Below are 18,015 nucleotides of genomic sequence, written 5' to 3' on the forward strand. Positions count from 1 at the left end.
GGCTGCGGTCTGCGGCGCCTGCGGCGCGGCCGGCCTCATCCGGACCTCCCCGGCGGCGCGGTCAGCGGGCCGCCCTGCGCCAGCCGGTCGGGGCGTGGCAGCCCGGTGAGCGGGTCGGTGGCGACGACGTCCGGGTCGCGCGTGGCGACGAACTGGAGGGTCGTCGCGGTGGTGCCCGGCGGTCCGAGCACCGTCTCCGCGGCTCGCGCGAAGTCGCGGAGCTGGGGGTCGTCGAGCTCGGCCTCGACGGCCTCGGTCAGGCGCACGTACCGGGCGACGCTGTGCGCCTCGACGAGGTTCCGGACCGCCGGTGCTCCCGCCTCCTGGGCGTCGCCCGTGACGACGCGGACGTTCCGCGACCCGCGGTCGGGCCGCCCGTCGCTCTGCGGCGCGATGTCCCCGCTGTCGCGGACGTGCAGCACCTGGACCCCCGCAGGCATCGGTCCGCGTGGGATGTCCGGCGACCCGACCGTCAGCACGGCGGCGATCCGGTAGGTCCCCGCGAGGGCCGTGGCCACACTGGTCGCGACCATCCCGCCCTGGCTGTGGCCCGCGAGCATCACGGGGTCGTCCTCCCGGATGCCCGCGAGCCGCATCGCCTCGATCACCGCCGGCGTCATCGACTCCGGCAGATCTGCCTCGAGCAGCGCGTCCGTCCCGGCGTCCATCGGGTTGACCCCGTTCAGCGAGGGCGACTGCGTCCCCGGGATCTCGACGACCCACGACACCGAACCGTCGGGCTTGACGAGCCGCTGGATCGAGACCGTGCCGTCCGGCGTCCCTGGCACCGCCGCCACCGACCCGTCGCGATAGCTGAGCGCGATGTTCGCGACGACCATGGCGAGGTCCCGGGGCACGGGGAGCTGCGCCGCACCCACGCGCGGCACGACGACCGTGGGGCTCGGCGCGGGCAGGAGCCACGCGAGCCGCCGGACGAGCACGGGCACCCGCAGGTCCGGTGGCACGCGTGAGGCCGTCGGCCCGAGGAGCGTGGTCGCGAGCCCGAGGGTCAACAGCTCGGCCCGCCCGTCGGCCACGAGCACGGCGGTGAGCCGCTGAAGGGCCCGCATGCGCTCGCGCACCACGTCGTCGGCGCGACCCGACGGCCACGCCCACGCAGCGCGCACGGCGGTGTCGAGCGCGACGGCACGCACCGCGACCGAGGCCACGCCGGCGGCGGCGACACCGAGCAGCGGACGGACCAGCGGCAGCGCAGGGAGCAGCGCGTCGAGCACCGGCTCGCCGCCGACGACGACGCGCATCAGCCGGTGCACCCCGGACTCGGCCGAGTCATAGGTGACGACCGCGGCACGGACGCGACGCCCCAGGGCTCGTGCCTCGTCCGCCCAGCGACGCGGCGACGCGGGCCCCTCCCGAACGGCGTGGAGCGCGGCGGACGCGGCCTTGCCCTCGGCAGTCAGGAGCGCGGGCCGAGCGGTGTCGACTGCGACCGCGAGCGCGCGGTCGGCGACGTCGAGGTGGTCGGCGACGCGGTCGAGCATCGTCCCCGCCCGGTGCATCTCCGCGGTGTCGACGACGTCGGGGCGCCCGCCTCCGACGATCGTCAGCCCGCCGTCGCTCACCAGGTACCACCCACGAGACCGCCCGCCGGTCCGGCCGTCGCCGCCGCGTCGGCGGTGTGTGCGGCCCGTTCGGCGACCTCGATCGCGTCGGCCGTGCGCCGCAGCCGGGCGTCGAGGTCGTCGAGCGCGTGCAGGTACCGGGTGACGGTCGGCGACCGCCACTCGACGCGACGCGCGGCGAGCACGAGCCGGCGCGCCTCGTCGACATGAAGGCGCGCCGTGCGGACGTGTGGTGCGATCGCGCTGGCCATGTCGGGGACGCTAGGAGCGGAGGACGAGTCCGCGTCGATCCTCGCTCGGCGCTGGTGGACGGGCGCGCTCAGGTCCGGGCTGTGGACGGCTCGATGCCACCACGCACGGCCGGACACCGACACCGACACAGGCACCGACCCGTTCCACCAGCACCGGACGTCCGCCGTCGACCCGCCGGAAGTCGCGCCGTCGACCCGCGACCCGCGACCCGCGACCCGCGACCCGCGACCCGCGACCCGCGACCCGCGACCCGCGACCCGCGACCCAGGCTCCGCCTCGTGCACGCGGAGCAACAAGCCACCGGCCCCGCGGGGCGACGCCCGTCCGGGGTGGACCACCGGGTTACCGTGCGCACGTGCCCCACCGCCTCCCCGCGCCGCTCGGCGTGCTCGCCGTCGTCGTCGGGTCGCTCCTGTTCGCGGTCAACGGCACGGTCGCGAAGCTCGCGATGCAGGCCGGCCTCAGCCCCACGCGGCTCGTCGAGATCCGGTGCGTCGGGTCGGCCGTCGTGCTCGTCGCCGCGGTCCTCGTCGTCGGCGCCCGTCGGCTGCGGCTGCGCGACCGGCGCGAGCTCGTGTCGCTCGCGGTTCTCGGCGTCGTCGGCGTCGCGCTCGTCCAGTGGCTCTACCTGACGGCGATCTCGCGGCTGCCCGTCGGCATCGCGCTGCTCATCGAGTACACCGCTCCCCTGCTCGTCGCCCTCTGGGCGCGGTTCGTGCTCAAGGAGGCCGTGCACCGTCGCGTGTGGTGGGCGCTCGTGGCGTGCCTCGGCGGGCTCGCGCTCGTCGCGCAGGTCGGCGAGGGCGTGGGGCTCGACGCGCTGGGACTGCTCGCCGCGGCCGGCGCCGCGGTGTCCCTCGCGGCCTACTACCTGCTCGGCGACAAGCTCCTCACGGCGCGCGACCCGCTGTCGACGCACGCGTGGACCATGGCGTTCGCGGCGCTGTTCTGGGTCGTCCTGCAGCCCGTGTGGACCTACCCGTACGGGATGCTCGACGACGCGGTCGACGTCCCCGGCACCGTCGCCCCGCCGCTGTGGCTGCTCGTCGTCTGGATCGTCGTCCTCGGCACCGTCGTGCCGTACCTGCTCTTCCTCGTCGGCATCCGGTCGCTCGGCCCCGCGCGCGCCGGGCTGCTCGGGATGGTCGAGCCCGTCGCCGCGTCGGCGTCCGCGTGGGTGTTCCTCGGCGAGGTCATGACGGTGGTGCAGCTCGTCGGCGGCGCCGTGGTCCTCGGCGGCGTCGTCCTCGCCGAGACCGCCCGCCAGCGCCGCCCCGCCGACGAGCCCGCGGGCGTCCTCCCGGACACCGTCGCCCCCTGACCACCTCCCGGTCGACGCGAGGTAGCACAAGCGCTACGGTGGTCCCGTGTCTTCCTCTGTCGGGCTTCGCGAGCTCCGCCAGAACGCGTCTGCGGTGCTGCGTCGGGTCGAGGCCGGCGAGCACATCGGGGTGACGGTGAGCGGACGCCGCGTGGCCGAGCTCGTGCCCGCCGCGGCAGCGAGCTGGCAGCGCGGCGACGCGGTCGCGGGTATCTGGACGGGCGCCGACTACGGTTCTCTCGAGCGGGACGCGTTCGACGACTCCTTCCGCGACCCCTTCGACGGCCGCGGCCCCGTCGCGTGAGGTACGTGCTCGACACCTCGGTGCTGATCTCCGAGGCGTTCACCTCGTCACCCGACGGCGAGTACGCGATCAGCGCGGTGACTCTCGCCGAGCTCCACTACGGCGTTCTCGTGGCCACCGACCACAGTCGACCCGAGCGGCTCCGTCGGCTGGCCGCCGTCGAGCGGACGTTCACCGCGCTCCCCGTCGACGCGACCGTCGCCGCGAGCTACGGTGCGATCGCGGCGGCGGTGCGTGCGGGCGGGCGGCAGCCCCGGGCCCGTCAGATGGACCTGCTGATCGCGGCGACGGCTCACGCGCACGACGCGGCGCTGCTCACCCACAACCTCGACGACTTCGTCGGGGTGCGTGAGCTCGTCGAGGTGCGGGAGCCCTAGCCCCACCGCGTGGTCCGGGCGAGCCGCACCAGCCTCGTCACCACTGCCAGCCCGATCCTCCGCCGTGCGACGACCGCAGTCCGGCGGACGCGCCGACGGACCGCGGGGCCGCTCTGGGATGATGGCGGCATGTCCTCCCCCGACGTCACCGCCCCGTCCGCGCGCGTCCGTCTGGCCGACGCGTCCCCCGCGATCGCGCTCGGCCCGCTGGACGGCCGGTACCGCGCGGCGGTCGCCCCGCTGGTGGACCACCTGTCGGAGGCGGCGCTCAACCGCGAGCGGGTGCACGTCGAGGTCGAGTGGCTGATCCACCTGACGCGGCACGAGGTGGTGCCGGGCGCGCCGACGCTGTCCGCGGCCGAGGAGCAGTACCTGCGCGACGTCGTGACGACGTTCGGCGCGGCGGAGGTCGCGGAGCTCGCGGAGATCGAGCGCGTCACGGTGCACGACGTGAAGGCGGTCGAGTACTTCCTCAAGAAGCGCCTGGCCGACGCGCCCGCGACGCTCGGCGACGACACGGTGCTGCCCGGCGCGAGCGAGCTCGTGCACTTCGGCTGCACCAGCGAGGACGTCAACAACCTGTCGTACGCGCTGATGGTGCGGGGTGCGGTGCAGGACGTGTGGCTCCCGGCGGCGACGGCGCTGACGGACGAGGTCGCGGCCCTCGCGCACGAGCACAAGGACCAGCCGCTGCTCGCGCTGACGCACGGTCAGCCGGCGACGCCGACGACGCTGGGCAAGGAGCTCGCGGTGCTGGCGCACCGGCTGCGGCGGCAGCTGCGGCGGATCGCGTCCGACGAGTTCCTCGGCAAGATCAACGGCGCGACGGGGACGTTCGGCGCGCACGTCGTCGCGGTGCCGGGCGCGAACTGGCCGGTCGTGAGCCGCACGTTCGTCGAGCACCTGGGCCTGACGTGGAACCCGCTGACGACGCAGATCGAGTCGCACGACTGGCAGGCGGAGCTCTACGCCGACGTCGCGCGGTTCAACCGGGTGCTGCACAACCTCGCGACGGACGTCTGGACGTACATCTCGCGCGGGGTCTTCATCCAGATCCCGGTGGCGGGTGCGACGGGCTCGTCGACCATGCCGCACAAGGTGAACCCGATCCGGTTCGAGAACGCCGAGGCGAACCTGGAGCTCTCGTCGGCGCTGCTGGACACGCTCGCGTCGACGCTGGTCACGAGCCGGCTGCAGCGCGACCTGACCGACTCGACGACGCAGCGCAACATCGGCCCGGCGTTCGGGCACTCGCTGCTCGCGATCGACAACGTGCGCCGCGGCCTGCGGGCGCTCGACGTGGACGCGGACCTGCTCGCGCGCGAGCTCGACGAGAACTGGGAGGTGCTCGGCGAGCCGGTGCAGTCCGCGATGCGTGCGGCGTCCGTCGCGGGGGTGACCGGCATGGAGAACCCGTACGAGCGGCTCAAGGAGCTGACGCGCGGGCGCCGGCTGACGGCGGACGACATGCGCGAGTTCATCGGCGGCCTGGGGCTGCCCGACGACGTCGCGGCACGCCTGCAGGCGCTGTCGCCCGCGTCGTACACGGGGCTCGCGTCGGAGCTGGTCGCGTACCTCGACCACTGACCGGCTCGCGCTCCTCGCGCGGTCGGCTCCTCGGGTCGAGACGCGCGTCGTCCGTGGCGTCGGGACGAAGGTCCCGGACGGCGGGGCGGTGCGCGGACGATCGTCGTCCCTGGCGCGCCCCGAGGCTGGTCCGAGCCGAACGAGTGAATCGGACAGTTCGGGTAAATCGATCTCGTTGCGCCGTTCGCGCTACAGTTCGACGCGTCGTCAGCGAGAGCGCTTCCAGCAAAGCCGCAGGTCCATGCGTCCGTAACGTTTCGACCGATTCTCACCGTGCTCTCATCTGGTCGAACCGCTTCGATCGGGAACGCTCTCATCGCTCCTGACCTGCGGAAGCACACCGGTGGCACACGGACGGGTGACGCGATCTGGACAGGTGCCCGTGAAGGGCTGCACAATCGTGCACCGATCCGTCCTGTTCCTCCGGTTCCTCCCTCTTCCCGGCAAGGATGCCCACCGTGACCCTCATGCAGAAGGCGATCACACCAGCGCTCACCCGCGCGATCCTGACCGCGGGGCACGACCGTGTGGCCGGCTACGTGGTGCGCGCCGAGGACGTCGGCTTCGCGACCACCCCGGCACAGCTCTTCGAGGTGCACGGCCTCGGGTACGAGGGGTCGCCCTTCAGCCCGTGGGACCGGTCGATCGACATCCTGCGGTTCGAGTCCTCGCCGCAGCTCCAGTACCGCGACGTCCCCGGCTACATCCTCCCGCTGTGGTGGCTCCGGCACTCCCGCATCCCCCCGGGCGCCGAGCTCATCCGCGTCTACGAGGACGGCACCGCGACGCTGCTCGCCCGCTACGGCGACGTCGGCACCGGGTGGACGGTCACGCAGCTCGGCGCCCGGCGTCCGGCCCTGGCATCGCTCTCACGCTGCGTCGGACCCGTCGCCAAGTGGCACGGCGCGTACCTCGAGGCGGACGTCGTCGACGGCGGCCACACCGTGGTCCTCGCGCTCGCCAACCCGCCGCTCGCCGAGACCGGCTTCCACCAGGCGCCTTCGGGACGCTGGTACCGCCGGGTCGCCCGTGAGGACGTCACCGAGCTGTTCGAGCTCGACCTGACGGCCCGCTGGAACGGCCTGTCCGTCCGCGTCGTCGACCAGTGGCAGGACGCGCAGCGCTACGTCGTCGCGCGCATCTCGCACCTCGGCGACGACATCGAGCGCGCCGAGCGCCTGCACCTCGAGCGCGTCGAGGCCGGTGTGTACGAGGGAATCGTCTACGCCGCCGAGCTCACCGACATCCAGACCAACCAGGTCGTCCCGCACACCTGGGCCCCCGGGCCCGCCGCGCAGCGGCACCAGGTGGCGTACTGACGACCGCACGGACCGAGGGAGCGGCGATCCCCCCGCTGTGATCCCTCTCGAACGCGTGCCGGGCCTGGCCCTCCCCCCCGTCCAGGCCCGGCACGCACCATGTCCGGGGTGCGCACCTCGCTGACACGTGTGGGTCCGCCCGCACCGACGCCCCTGGTACGGACGGCCGGAGAGTCAGCGGGCCGCCGCGCCCACGGTCCTGGCCACCGGGCCGGCGCCCGTCCCCACGACCGTCGGGACCTCGATCGCCGCCAGCTCCGCGAGCGCCGCCGCGTACGCGACCGCGTCACCGGCCCGCGCCGCCTCCCGTGCGCGGACGGTCGGGGCGTGCAGCGTGGACCGGGTGCGCCGGCGCAGCGACCGCTCGGCCCGCTCGTCGCGGGCGTCCTCCGGCAGGGCGGCCAGTGCGGCCTCGAGCCCGCCGAGCACGCGCGTGCGCTGCGCGACGACCGCCGGGTTCCACTCGCGCACACGCTGGTCGGCCTCGTAGGCGTCCGCCGCGGACACGACGATCTGCCGCGCGGACTCGACGGCCGCGTGCTCCGCGGGGGCGTGCTCCGCGACGGTGTGCAGCGTGACGAGCCGGACGCCGGGCAGGTGCCGGACGCCGGGGTCGACGTCGTGCCGCAGGGCGAGGTCGACGACGGTGAGCGGACGGGCGTCGACGTGCGCGCGCGCGGCGGCGAGCGCGTCCACCTGCAGGACCGCACCCGCGGCTCCGCTGCACGCGACGACGAGGTCGACGCCGCCGAGCTCGGCGGCCAGGTCCGCACCGGCGGGCAGTGCCCGGACGCCGCGGGCCGACGCGAACTGCCCCGCCCGGCCGCTCGGCGAGTAGACGCGGACGTCGGTGCACCCCCGGGCCTTGAGCGCGGCGAGCGTCGCGCCGGCGTAGGAGCCGGTCCCGACGAGCACGCACGAGACCTCGGACCACGGCACGAGCCCGCGCTCGGCGATGTCGAGGGCGACACCGACGACGGAGCGCCCGGCGGCGCCGAGCCCGGTCTCGGACTCGACGGCACGGGACACGCGTGACGCGGCCTGGAAGAGGGACTCGAGAGCGGACGTCGTGGTGCCGTCGCGACGCGCGGTCGTCAGGGCGCGGCGGACCTGCCCGGCGATCTCGCGCTCGCCGACGACCATCGACTCGAGCCCGCTCGCGACGGCGAACAGGTGCTCGCCCGCCGCGGTGCCGGTGAGGGGGCGCAGGTGCGTGAGGACCTCGTCGGGGTCGTACCCGGAGCGCGTGGCGACGGCCTGCGACGCCGCGGCCAGGGCGGCGGGCGTCTGGTCGACGTCGCCGACCTCCAGGTACAGCTCGAACCGGTTGCACGTCGCGAGAACGACGGCACCGGTGACGGGGGTGGACGCGCGCACGAGCTCGCGACCCACGGCGTGCACGTCCGACGAGAGACGCTCCAGCACGGCGAGGTCGAGGTCGTGGTGACTGGCGACCAGGGACAGCAGCACCACGTCCCCGATTCAATCATCCCGACATTTGTCGGGCACAATCGAGGGGTGCCTCTTCCCGTCACACATCCCCTCGCCGACGGCCGCACCGCGCATTCTCCGCTGGTGCGCGCGTATTCCGGCGAGCGGCCCTCGCGGCGCCCCGTCTGGTTCATGCGCCAGGCGGGTCGGTCGCTGCCCGAGTACCGCGCGCTGCGGGCCGGGACGGCGATGCTCGACGCGTGCCTCGACCCGGAGATGGCGAGCGAGATCACGCTGCAGCCGGTGCGGCGGCACGACGTGGACGCGGCGATCTTCTTCTCGGACATCGTGGTGCCGCTGCGGCTCGCGGGCGTCGACGTGGAGATCAAGCCGGGCGTCGGTCCGGTGATGGGCGCACCGGTGCGCACGGCGGCGGACGTCGCGGCGCTGCGCGACCTCGGCCCGCTCACGGCCGAGCGTCTGGCACCGGTGACCGAGGGTGTCGCACGCACGGTCGCGGGCCTGGGGAGCACGCCGCTGATCGGCTTCGCGGGTGCGCCGTTCACGCTCGCCGCGTACCTCGTCGAGGGCGGCCCGTCGCGCGACCACCTGGCTGCCCGGACGCTCATGCACGCGGACCCGGAGACGTGGACGGCCCTGACGTCCTGGACGGCCGAGGTGACGGGCGCGTTCCTGCGGGCGCAGGTGCTCGCGGGCGCCAGCGCGGCCCAGCTCTTCGACTCGTGGGCGGGCTCGCTGAGTCTCGCCGACTACACCGCGCACGTCGCGCCCGCGTCGGCGCACGCGCTCTCCGCGATCGCCGACCTCGACGTCCGCCGCGTGCACTTCGGCACCGGCACGAGCGAGCTGCTGGTCGCGATGCGCGACGTCGGCGCGGACGTCGTCGGCGTCGACCACCGGCTGCCGCTCGACGAGGCGAACCGCCGCCTGGGCGGGCGCACGCCCCTGCAGGGCAACATCGACCCCGCGCTCCTCGGGGCGCCGTGGCCCGTGCTCGAGGCGCACGTGCGCGACGTCGTGGCGCGCGGCCAGCAGGCGCCCGGGCACGTCGTGAACCTGGGCCACGGCGTCCCGCCGGACACCGACCCCGAGGTCCTGACCCGCCTGGTCGGGCTCGTCCACTCGCTGTGACCACGGGCGGCCCGACCTGGGACGCGGTCGTCGTCGGCGGCGGCGTCGCGGGGCTGGTGGCCGCACGCGAGCTGGCCGCGGCCGGGCTGCGCACGGTCGTCCTCGACGCCGACACCGAGCCCGGCGGCGCCGTCCGCGGGCACACCGTCGCGGGTCTGCGGCTCGACGCGGGTGCGGAGTCCTTCGCGACGCGCGGCGGGACGGTCGCGGCCTACCTCGACGACCTCGGGCTGGCCGGCCGCGTGTGCCTGCCCGCGTCGCACGGGTCGTGGGTGCACCTGCCGTCGGGCGACGGCCCGCTGCCCCGGACCGGGCTGCTCGGGATCCCGTCGGAGCCGTTCGCGGCCGACGTCCGCCGCACGATCGGCCTGGTCGGAGCGCTGCGGGCGTCGCTCGACCGCGTCCTGCCCGCCCGGGTCGGGGCGTCGGCGTCGTCGCTCGGCGCACTCGTCCGGGCACGGCTGGGGGCGCGCGTCCTGGACCGGCTCGTGCGTCCCGTCGTCGCGGGCGTGCACGCGTCCGACCCCGACGACCTCGACGTCGGCGCGGTGTCGCCCGGGCTGCCCGCCGCGCTGCGCGAGTCGCGCTCCCTGACGCGGGCCGTGCGGACCCTGCGCGCGGCGGCGCCCGCCGGGTCGGCGGTGCAGGGCCTCGAGGGCGGGCTGCACGTGCTGGTCGACACGCTCGTCGCCGACCTCCGGGCGCAGGGCGCCGAGGTCCGGACCGGCGCGCGCGCGCGTCGCCTGCGGGCGCTCACCGGGGTCGCCGCGGACGGGCCCGACGGGCAGCCGTACGACGTCGAGCTCGACGACGGCACGACGCTGCGCAGCCGCCGCGTGGTGCTCGCCTCACCGGCGGCCGCCGACCTGCTCGCCGAGCACGCACCGGGCGCGGCGCTGCCGCCGCTCGACGCGGGCGCCGTGGTCACCCTGGTCACGCTCGTGGTGGACGCCCCGGCGCTCGGCGCCGCGCCGCGCGGCACGGGCGTGCTGGTGGCGCGCGAGGCGTCGGACGTCACCGCGAAGGCGCTCACGCACGCGACCGCGAAGTGGCCGTGGCTCGCGCGGACCGTCCCGGCCGGGCGGCACGTGGTGCGCCTGTCGTACGGGCGGGCGGGCGACGTCGACCGGGTCCCCGACGACGAGGACGCGCTCGTCGACCTGGCTCTGCGGGACGCCTCGGTGCTGCTCGGGGTCGGCCTGGACCGCTCGGTGCTGGCCGGCAGCGCGGTCGTGCGCTGGACGCAGGCGCTGCCCCGGCCGAGCGCGGCGCACCGGGAGGCCGTCGCGCAGGTCCGCGCGGCGGCCGCGGCGCTGCCCGGCGTGGCGGTGTGCGGGGCGTGGACCGCGGGCAACGGTCTCGCGTCGGTCATCCCGGACGCGCGGGCGGCCGCGACGGCACTCGTCACCTGACGCGGATCGGCTCGGGCCTGACCCCGCTCGCGCGCAGCGGTGAGGATTACCTCACATTTCCCGAGGCGCTTTTCTGACAAGTTGTCGTCACCCGCGGGAAATCGTGACGCACGACATTCTGGAGGCCCGGGGAATCGGCGGGACGACGTATTTTCTGACAGCCTGTCAGTTCGATGTCACACCGTTCACGTGAGCATTACCACGAACCACGCTCACGCTTCGACACCGGCCACCGGGGCGAGGGACACTGGGCGGCATGCCCCAGCACGTCCGCATCGGCACGCGCGCGAGCACGCTCGCGCTGACCCAGACGGGCCACGTGGCCGACGCCCTCGCCGCGCACGGCGACCTCGACGTCGAGACCGTGCGCGTCCGCACCGACGGTGACCGCCTCACCGGCTCGCTCGCCACGCTCGGCGGCACCGGCGTGTTCGTCACCGCGCTGCGCGACGCGCTGCTCGACGGACGCTGCGACGTCGCCGTGCACTCCCTCAAGGACCTGCCGACCGGCGACGCCGACGGGCTCGTCATCGCGGCGGTACCGGTGCGGGAGGACCCCCGCGACGCCCTCTGCGCACGCGACGGCCTCACGCTCGCCGGGCTGCCGGACGGCGCGCGGGTCGGCACCGGCTCGCCGCGCCGCGCCGCCCAGCTGCTGCGCGCCCGTCCCGACCTCGACGTCGTGGACATCCGCGGCAACGTCGACACCCGGCTCGGCCGCGTCGCCGGGTCGGCCACCGGTCCCGGAGACCTCGACGCGGTCGTCCTCGCGCGTGCGGGTCTGGCCCGCATCGGGCGGCTGGAGGCCGTCACCGAGCTGTTCGACGCCGACGTGATGCTCCCCGCACCGGGGCAGGGCGCGCTCGCCGTCGAGACCCGCGCGACCGGCCTGACGACCGACCTCGCGACGCCGCTGGCCGGCGCGCTCGCCGCCCTCGACCACCGTCCGACGCGGGTCGCGGTGCTCGCCGAGCGTGCGCTGCTCGCCCGGCTCGAGGCGGGGTGCGCAGCCCCGGTCGGCGCGCTCGCGACGCTCGACGGCGACGTGCTCACGCTCGAGGCGGTCGTCGTCCGCACCGACGGCAGCGCGGCCCTCCGGCAGCGCCGCAGCACGACGCTCGGCGGCACGCCCGCCGAGGACGCCCTCGCGGCCCGTGCGCTCGGCGCGACGGTCGCCGACGACCTCCTCGCGATCGGCGCCGCCGACCTCGCCGACCTCGGGCACGCACGATGACCGCCCGGCAGCCTCCCGTCGACGGCACCGTGAGCACGGCGGGCACCTCTGCCCGCACCGCGAGCACGGGGAGCGGCGCCGCCGGCGACGCACACCGCTCGGTCCCGGCCGCGGCCGGCCCGCTGGCGGGGTGGCGCGTCCTGGTCCCGCGGCCCGCCGCGGGCGTGAGCCCGGCTGCCGTCGCGCTCGCCGCCGCCGGCGCGGAAGCCGTCGTCGTGCCGCTCGTCGAGACGGTTCCGCCCGAGGACCCGACGCCCGTCGACGACGTCCTGCTCGCGCTCGGCGCGGGCTGGTACGGCTGGCTCGTCGTCACGAGCCAGGCGGCCGTGCCGGTGCTGGAGCAGCGCGCCGCACACGCGGGCCGCACGCTGGCCCAGATCGTCGCCGACGCGGGCGTGCACGTCGCGGCCGTCGGACCCGGGACGGCCCGGGCGCTGCGCGAGGCGGGCGTCGAGCCGTCGCTGGTCCCCCGGGGCGAGTCGACCGCGCGCGCGCTCGTCGCGTCCTGGCCGGCGCTGCCGTCGGGCAGGGACTCCACGACCGGCGCCGACGGCACGACCGGCCCGGCGCAGCGCGTGCTGTTCCCGCGCGGCGACCTGGCCGCCCCGACGCTCGCCGACGGCCTGCGGGCGCGCGGCTGGCAGGTCGACGACGTCGTCGCCTACCGCACGGTGCCCGCGGCCCCGCCGTCGGCCGAGGTCCGCGCCGCGTGGGCCGACGGGTCGATCGGCGCGGCGCTGCTGACGTCGGCCAGCACGGTCCGGGAGCTCGTCGCGCAGCTCGGGGCGCCGCCCGCCGGGACCGCGCTCGTCGCGATCGGCCCGACCACCGCGGCCGAGGTCGAGCGTCTCGGCCTGCCGCTCGCGGGCGTCGCGCAGGAGCAGACGATGACGAGCCTCGTCGCCGCCCTCGCGTCGGCGGTCGGCGACGTCGTCACCCGTTCGTCCGCCACCCCCGACGGTGAATCCGCGACGCCCCCTGAGGCCGCCGCACCGACACCCCCCACCCCCCGCTCCGAGGAGCACGCGTGACCACCTCCCTCCCCCGTCCCGGCCGGGTCCGCCCGCGCCGCCTCCGCACGACGACCGCGATGCGCCGTCTCACGGCGGAGACCCGTCTGCACCCCGCGGAGCTCGTCCTCCCTCTCTTCGTGCGCGAGGGACTGACCGATGCGCGGCCGATCGCGTCGATGCCGGGCGTCCTGCAGCACACGCGCGACTCGCTCAAGGGCGCCGTGTCGGACGCTGCCGCGGCCGGGCTCGGCGGGGTCATGCTGTTCGCGATCCCCGAGGTCCGCGACGCGGTCGGCTCGCAGGCCACCGCCCCCGACGGCATCCTCAACCTCGCCATCGCGGACGCGGTCGCCGAGGCCGGCGACGCGCTCGTCGTGCAGGCGGACCTGTGCCTCGACGAGTTCACCGACCACGGGCACTGCGGCGTCCTGACCCCCGCGGGCGCGGTCGACAACGACGCGACGCTGGTCCGCTACGCGGAGATGGCGCTCGCGCAGGCCGCCGCTGGCGCGCACCTCGTGGGGCTCAGCGGGATGATGGACGGCCAGGTCGGCGTGGTGCGCGACGCGCTCGACGACGCCGGCCACGACCAGGTCGCGGTGCTCGCCTACGCGGCGAAGTACGCGTCGGCCTTCTACGGCCCGTTCCGGGACGCCGTCGAGTCGCAGCTCGAGGGCGACCGTCGGACCTACCAGATGGACCCCGCGAACCGCCGGGAGGCGGCGCGCGAGGTCGCGATCGACATCGCCGAGGGTGCCGACGTGGTCATGGTGAAGCCCGCGATGTCCTACCTGGACGTGCTCGCCGACGTGGCGGCCGTGTCCACCGTTCCGGTCAGCGCCTACCAGGTGTCGGGCGAATACGCCATGATCGAGGCCGCCGCCGCGCACGGCTGGATCGAGCGCGAACGGGCGATCCTGGAGTCCGTGCTCAGCATCCGTCGTGCGGGTGCCGATCACGTGCTCACCTACTTCGCGACGGAGCTGGCCGCGTGGCTGGCGGAGGAGAAGTCATGAGCCGGTACGGCAGCAGCGAGGCGGCGGTCGCCGGCCGCACGAGCGCGGAGACGTTCGCGCACGCCCAGGCCGTGATCCCCGGCGGTGTGAACTCCCCCGTGCGCGCGTTCGGCGCCGTCGGCGGCACACCGCCGTTCATCGCGTCGGGCAGCGGCCCGTACGTCACGGACGTCGACGGGCACGAGTACGTCGACCTCGTCGGCTCGTGGGGTCCGGCACTGCTGGGCCACGCGCACCCGGAGGTGGTCGAGGCCGTCCAGGCCGCCGCGGCGCGCGGTCTCGGGTTCGGCGCCCCGACGGTCACCGAGGTCGACCTGGTCGACGAGATCCGCTCGCGCGTCCCTGCGGCGGAGATGGTGCGGCTCGTGTCGACCGGTACCGAGGCGACGATGACGGCGCTGCGTCTCGCGCGCGCCCACACCGGTCGCGACCTCGTCGTGAAGTTCGCCGGCTGCTACCACGGGCACGTCGACGCGCTGCTGGCGTCCGCGGGCTCGGGCGTCGCGACGCTCGCGCTGCCCGACTCGGCCGGTGTGTCGACGGCCGTCGCGGCCGAGACGATCGTGCTCCCCTACAACGACGTCGATGCCGTCGCGGAGGCCTTCGCGACGCACGGCGACCGGATCGCCGCGGTCATCACCGAGGCCGCACCCGCGAACATGGGCGTCGTCCCGCCCGGACCCGGCTTCAACGCCGAGCTGCGCCGCCTCACGGCGGAGCACGGCGCGCTGCTCATCCAGGACGAGGTCCTCACGGGCTTCCGGGTCGGCTTCTCCGGCTGGTGGGGCCTCGAGGGCCTGCGCGAGGGCTGGGCCGCGGACCTGTTCACGTTCGGCAAGGTGATCGGCGGCGGGCTCCCCGTCGCTGCCGTCGGCGGTCGCCGTGACGTCATGGGCCACCTCGCTCCGGTCGGCCCGGTCTACCAGGCGGGCACGCTGTCGGGGAACCCGGTCGCGACCGCGGCGGGCCTGACGACGCTGCGGCTCGCCGACGCGTCGGTGTACGCGCGGATCGACCAGACGGCGGCGACGCTGCGCACCGAGCTGTCGCGCGTCCTGGCCGACGAGTCCGTCCCGCACAGCGTGCAGTGGGCGGGCAGCCTCTTCAGCACGATGTTCGGCCCCGAGGCGGCGACCCACGGCGTGCGCGACTACGCGGCGGTGCAGGCGAGCGAGGCGTGGCGGTACGCGCCGTTCCACCGCGCTCTGCTCGAGGCGGGCGTCTACGCGCCGCCGTCGCCGTTCGAGGCGTGGTTCGTCTCGGCCGCGCACGACGACACCGCGGTGGACCGCGTCCTGTCGGCGCTCCCGGCGGCCGCGCGCGCCGCGGCAGCAGCGACGCCCCCGGCCTGACGCCCGGCGCCGCTGCCCGACGACGGCCGCTCGCCGCGCCGCCACGAGCACGAAGGCCCGCCACCGTCCAGCACGAAGGCCCGCCACCGTCCAGCCCGGTGGCGGGGCTTCTCGTCCGTGGCGCCCGGCGAGGAGTGGGGGGCGGCCGGGCGGCGCCCGGCGGCCGGGGGCGGCCGCCCCCGGCCGCCCGCCCCCCCCCCCCCCGCCCCGCCGGGGGGCGGGCCTTCTCGTCCGTGCCGCCCGACGAGGAGAGGGCGGCGTCCGGACGGCGCCCGGCGGCCGGGGACGGCCGACCACCGGACGCGGGTCCTCAGTAGGTGAACGCGGCAACCCGCGACCGCAGGTCCGCGGACATCCGGGCGAGCTCCTCGACGTTCGTGCCCATCTGGGCGAGCACGTCGGAGCTCGTCGCGGCCGACGTCGCGACGCCGGTGATGTTCGTGGCGATGTCCCCGGTGCCGGCCGCGGCGTCGGCGACCCCGCGCGACATCTCGGTCGTGGTCGCGGTCTGCTCCTCGATCGCCGACGCGATCGTGAGCTGGTGGTCGTTGATCGCCTCGATGATCGAGGAGATCTCGCCGATCGCCGACACGGCGCCGGTGGTGTCGGTCTGGATCGCCTCGACGCGGCGCGCGATGTCCTCGGTCGCCTTCGCCGTCTCGGACGCGAGCTCCTTGACCTCACCCGCGACGACGGCGAAGCCCTTGCCGGCCTCTCCGGCACGCGCGGCCTCGATGGTCGCGTTGAGCGCGAGCAGGTTCGTCTGCTCGGCGATCGACGTGATGACCTTGACGACGTTGCCGATCTCCAGGCTGGACTCGCCGAGCTTCGCGACGCGCTCGTTGGTGAGCTCGGCCATCTGCGTCGCCTGGTGGGCGACCTTCGCCGCCTCGGACGCGCTCTGCGCGATCTCCCGGATCGACGACCCCATCTGCGCCGACCCGGCCGCGACGGACTGCACGTAGCGCGAGACCTGGTCCGCGGTGGACGCGACGACCCCCGCCTGCGCGCTCGTCTCCTCCTGCGCGGCGCCGACCTGCTGGGCGGCGGCCGACAGCTCCTCCGCGGCGGCCGCGACGGTCTCGGCCGCCTCGACGACCCCGGCGAGGGTGGACCGCACGGACCGCTGCGCGACGCCGAGCGCCTCGGCGGTCTGCCCGACCTCGTCGCGCGAGCGGACGGGCGCCTCGACGGTGAAGTCGCCGCGGGCCATCGCCTGCAGGCTGCGGCGGACGTCGTCGACGGACCGGCGGATGCCCCGCACCACGAGCCACGTGAGCACCGCGGCGATGACGAACGCCGTGGCGAGGTTGGTGACGAGCACGATCATCGCGTTGCTCGCACGGTCCTGGGACTGGCGGGCCAGGCTCGTGATGAACGCGGTGTTCTCGGCCGCGGTCTGGTCGAGCTCGGCCACGTAGGCCTCGATCGCGGGCTGACCGATCTCGTCGCGGATGCGCGCGTACTCGTGCAGGTCCTCCTCGAGCGCCGCGGGGACCAGCTGCTCGTCGCGGATCTGCAGCCAGGCGTCGTACTTCGTGAGGAAGTCCTGCCACGACTGCTCGCCGCCCGCGGCGCTCGCGGTGTAGGCCGCGATCTGCGGGTCGAGCTCGGCGTCGTTCGACTCGAGCGCGCGACGCCAGTCGCTCTTGGCGGTCGGCTCGTCGGAGGCGGCGATCTGGGCGACGATCATCCGCGCCTTGAGCTGGTTCTGGTGCACGAGGTCGCGGACGTCGCTGATCTGGCTCTGCCCGTCGGCCATGGTCTTCATGTCCGCCCGCGTCTGCTGCAGGACGAGCACGGCGTACCCGGACGAGAGCAGCACGATCGTGCCGGCGACGCCGAGCGTCACGAGGATCTTCGTCTGGATGCCGCGGTCCGCGAACCACGACAGGCGGCGACGGGACGACGTGGACTGGGGCATGCGGGCCTCTCGCTTCGGACGGCGAGGGGGCGGACGTGCGGACGACCGGCGGGCTTGCCGGGTCCTCGACGCCCCCTGCGACGGCGCCGTGACGCGTGGCGTCGCCGTCCTTCCGTTCGGTCGGTCCGGCGTCCTGCTGAGCGTTTTCTGTGAGGTCGATCCGTCGGGTTCGACCCAGAGCGTCCTGGACGTTCGTCCGACTGCAGACGCTCGTCGCGCACCGGTGCGACGGTGACCTGCGCACGCGTCGTCAGGGGGGCGACGCGGACCGCCCCGGACGACGGCGACGACGGGAGCGGGAGTGCGCCCGGAGTCAGCCCCAGGTGGGCGGGTCCAGCTCGCTCGACGGGGCCGGACGGGGGAACGGGACGCTCGGCGTCGGGCGCCAGGCCGCGCGCGGCTGCCACACCGTCGGCCTGTCGTCGGGGCCGTCGGCGGGCTCGTCGGCGTGCGGCCAGAGCGAGTGCGTGGGGTGGCCCGGCGCGCGCTCCGCGACGTGCGCGTCGGGCTGGTCGTGCAGCGCGTGGGCGGGCCCGGTGGCGTGGCCGTGCCGGCTGGCGTCGTGGCCGAGCGCGGCGAACGGGTCGTGCCGCACGGCCGGGACGGCGGTCACGGGCTGCACCCGGATGTTCCACGTGCCGGCGTGCGGTCGGTAGGTCCGCCCGGCCGTCCCGGGTGCCGCGTCGTCGCGGTGGCCGGGCTCGTCGTGCATCGTCACGTGGGTGTCGCCTCTCGTCG

Annotated in this window: 16 protein-coding genes; 11 read left to right on the forward strand and 5 right to left on the reverse strand. The window is 75.5% G+C overall.

Features of this window, described 5'->3' with window-relative positions; all coding sequences use genetic code 11:
• Positions 1–35: 35 nt before the first annotated feature.
• Positions 36–1,583: a lipase family protein gene (locus tag KOV94_RS06505; protein ID WP_218051548.1), complete on the reverse strand. Its 1,548-nt coding sequence runs from the start codon at positions 1,581–1,583 to the stop codon at positions 36–38.
• Positions 1,580–1,834, reverse strand: coding sequence for a hypothetical protein (locus tag KOV94_RS06510; protein ID WP_124342427.1), 255 nt, complete (start codon positions 1,832–1,834; stop codon positions 1,580–1,582). Before KOV94_RS06510 ends, KOV94_RS06505 begins: the two co-directional genes overlap by 4 nt.
• A gap of 356 nt (positions 1,835–2,190) precedes the next feature.
• Here KOV94_RS06510 and KOV94_RS06515 point away from each other — a divergent pair, with 356 nt between their 5' ends.
• The 5 genes from KOV94_RS06515 to KOV94_RS06535 all read left to right on the forward strand — a co-directional run bounded on the left by KOV94_RS06515 (position 2,191) and on the right by KOV94_RS06535 (position 6,743).
• On the forward strand, positions 2,191–3,156 hold the full coding sequence (locus KOV94_RS06515) for an EamA family transporter (RefSeq protein ID WP_218051549.1): 966 nt from the start codon (positions 2,191–2,193) through the stop codon (positions 3,154–3,156).
• Positions 3,157–3,202: 46 nt separating this feature from the next.
• On the forward strand, positions 3,203–3,460 hold the full coding sequence (locus KOV94_RS06520; RefSeq protein WP_124342425.1) for a type II toxin-antitoxin system Phd/YefM family antitoxin: 258 nt from the start codon (positions 3,203–3,205) through the stop codon (positions 3,458–3,460).
• 5 nt (positions 3,461–3,465) lie between these two features.
• The gene (locus KOV94_RS06525; RefSeq protein ID WP_235843395.1) at positions 3,466–3,837 is read left to right on the forward strand and encodes a PIN domain-containing protein; all 372 of its coding nucleotides are present in this window, start codon (positions 3,466–3,468) and stop codon (positions 3,835–3,837) included.
• 129 nt (positions 3,838–3,966) lie between these two features.
• Positions 3,967–5,424, forward strand: coding sequence for an adenylosuccinate lyase (gene purB, locus KOV94_RS06530; RefSeq protein ID WP_124342423.1), 1,458 nt, complete (start codon positions 3,967–3,969; stop codon positions 5,422–5,424).
• A 467-nt stretch (positions 5,425–5,891) separates the two neighbouring features.
• Positions 5,892–6,743, forward strand: coding sequence for a UCP033725 family protein (locus KOV94_RS06535; RefSeq protein WP_210728402.1), 852 nt, complete (start codon positions 5,892–5,894; stop codon positions 6,741–6,743).
• A gap of 174 nt (positions 6,744–6,917) precedes the next feature.
• Here KOV94_RS06535 and KOV94_RS06540 read toward each other — a convergent pair whose 3' ends face one another.
• Entirely contained in the window at positions 6,918–8,216 is a 1,299-nt protein-coding gene (locus KOV94_RS06540; RefSeq protein WP_200829673.1) for a glutamyl-tRNA reductase, read from the reverse strand.
• Between the two features lie 45 nt (positions 8,217–8,261).
• Here KOV94_RS06540 and hemE point away from each other — a divergent pair, with 45 nt between their 5' ends.
• From hemE to hemL, 6 genes are all read left to right on the forward strand, one after another.
• Complete coding sequence (gene hemE / locus KOV94_RS06545; protein ID WP_218051550.1) at positions 8,262–9,326, forward strand: uroporphyrinogen decarboxylase; 1,065 nt, start codon at positions 8,262–8,264, stop codon at positions 9,324–9,326.
• The gene (gene hemG, locus KOV94_RS06550) at positions 9,323–10,738 is read left to right on the forward strand and encodes a protoporphyrinogen oxidase (RefSeq protein WP_218051551.1); all 1,416 of its coding nucleotides are present in this window, start codon (positions 9,323–9,325) and stop codon (positions 10,736–10,738) included. The genes hemE and hemG overlap by 4 nt, the downstream gene beginning before the upstream one ends.
• Before the next feature lie 256 nt (positions 10,739–10,994).
• Entirely contained in the window at positions 10,995–11,972 is a 978-nt protein-coding gene (gene hemC / locus KOV94_RS06555) for a hydroxymethylbilane synthase (protein WP_218051552.1), read from the forward strand.
• Entirely contained in the window at positions 11,969–13,003 is a 1,035-nt protein-coding gene (locus KOV94_RS06560; RefSeq protein WP_218051553.1) for a uroporphyrinogen-III synthase, read from the forward strand. The genes hemC and KOV94_RS06560 overlap by 4 nt, the downstream gene beginning before the upstream one ends.
• Entirely contained in the window at positions 13,000–14,001 is a 1,002-nt protein-coding gene (hemB, locus tag KOV94_RS06565; protein WP_218051554.1) for a porphobilinogen synthase, read from the forward strand. The genes KOV94_RS06560 and hemB overlap by 4 nt, the downstream gene beginning before the upstream one ends.
• On the forward strand, positions 13,998–15,353 hold the full coding sequence (gene hemL, locus KOV94_RS06570; RefSeq protein ID WP_124342565.1) for a glutamate-1-semialdehyde 2,1-aminomutase: 1,356 nt from the start codon (positions 13,998–14,000) through the stop codon (positions 15,351–15,353). Before hemB ends, hemL begins: the two co-directional genes overlap by 4 nt.
• 310 nt (positions 15,354–15,663) lie before the next feature.
• Here the strand turns inward: hemL and KOV94_RS06575 are convergent, their stop codons facing one another.
• Together KOV94_RS06575 and KOV94_RS06580 are read right to left on the reverse strand one after the other, a co-directional pair.
• Complete coding sequence (locus tag KOV94_RS06575; RefSeq protein WP_218051555.1) at positions 15,664–17,277, reverse strand: methyl-accepting chemotaxis protein; 1,614 nt, start codon at positions 17,275–17,277, stop codon at positions 15,664–15,666.
• A gap of 313 nt (positions 17,278–17,590) precedes the next feature.
• Positions 17,591–17,995, reverse strand: a complete 405-nt coding sequence (locus KOV94_RS06580) for a hypothetical protein (RefSeq protein WP_218051556.1) — start codon at positions 17,993–17,995, stop codon at positions 17,591–17,593.
• Positions 17,996–18,015 lie beyond the last annotated feature (20 nt).

Origin of the sequence: Cellulomonas algicola (genome assembly GCF_019024305.1) — a bacterium.
In the GTDB taxonomy this organism is placed as follows: domain Bacteria; phylum Actinomycetota; class Actinomycetes; order Actinomycetales; family Cellulomonadaceae; genus Cellulomonas; species Cellulomonas algicola.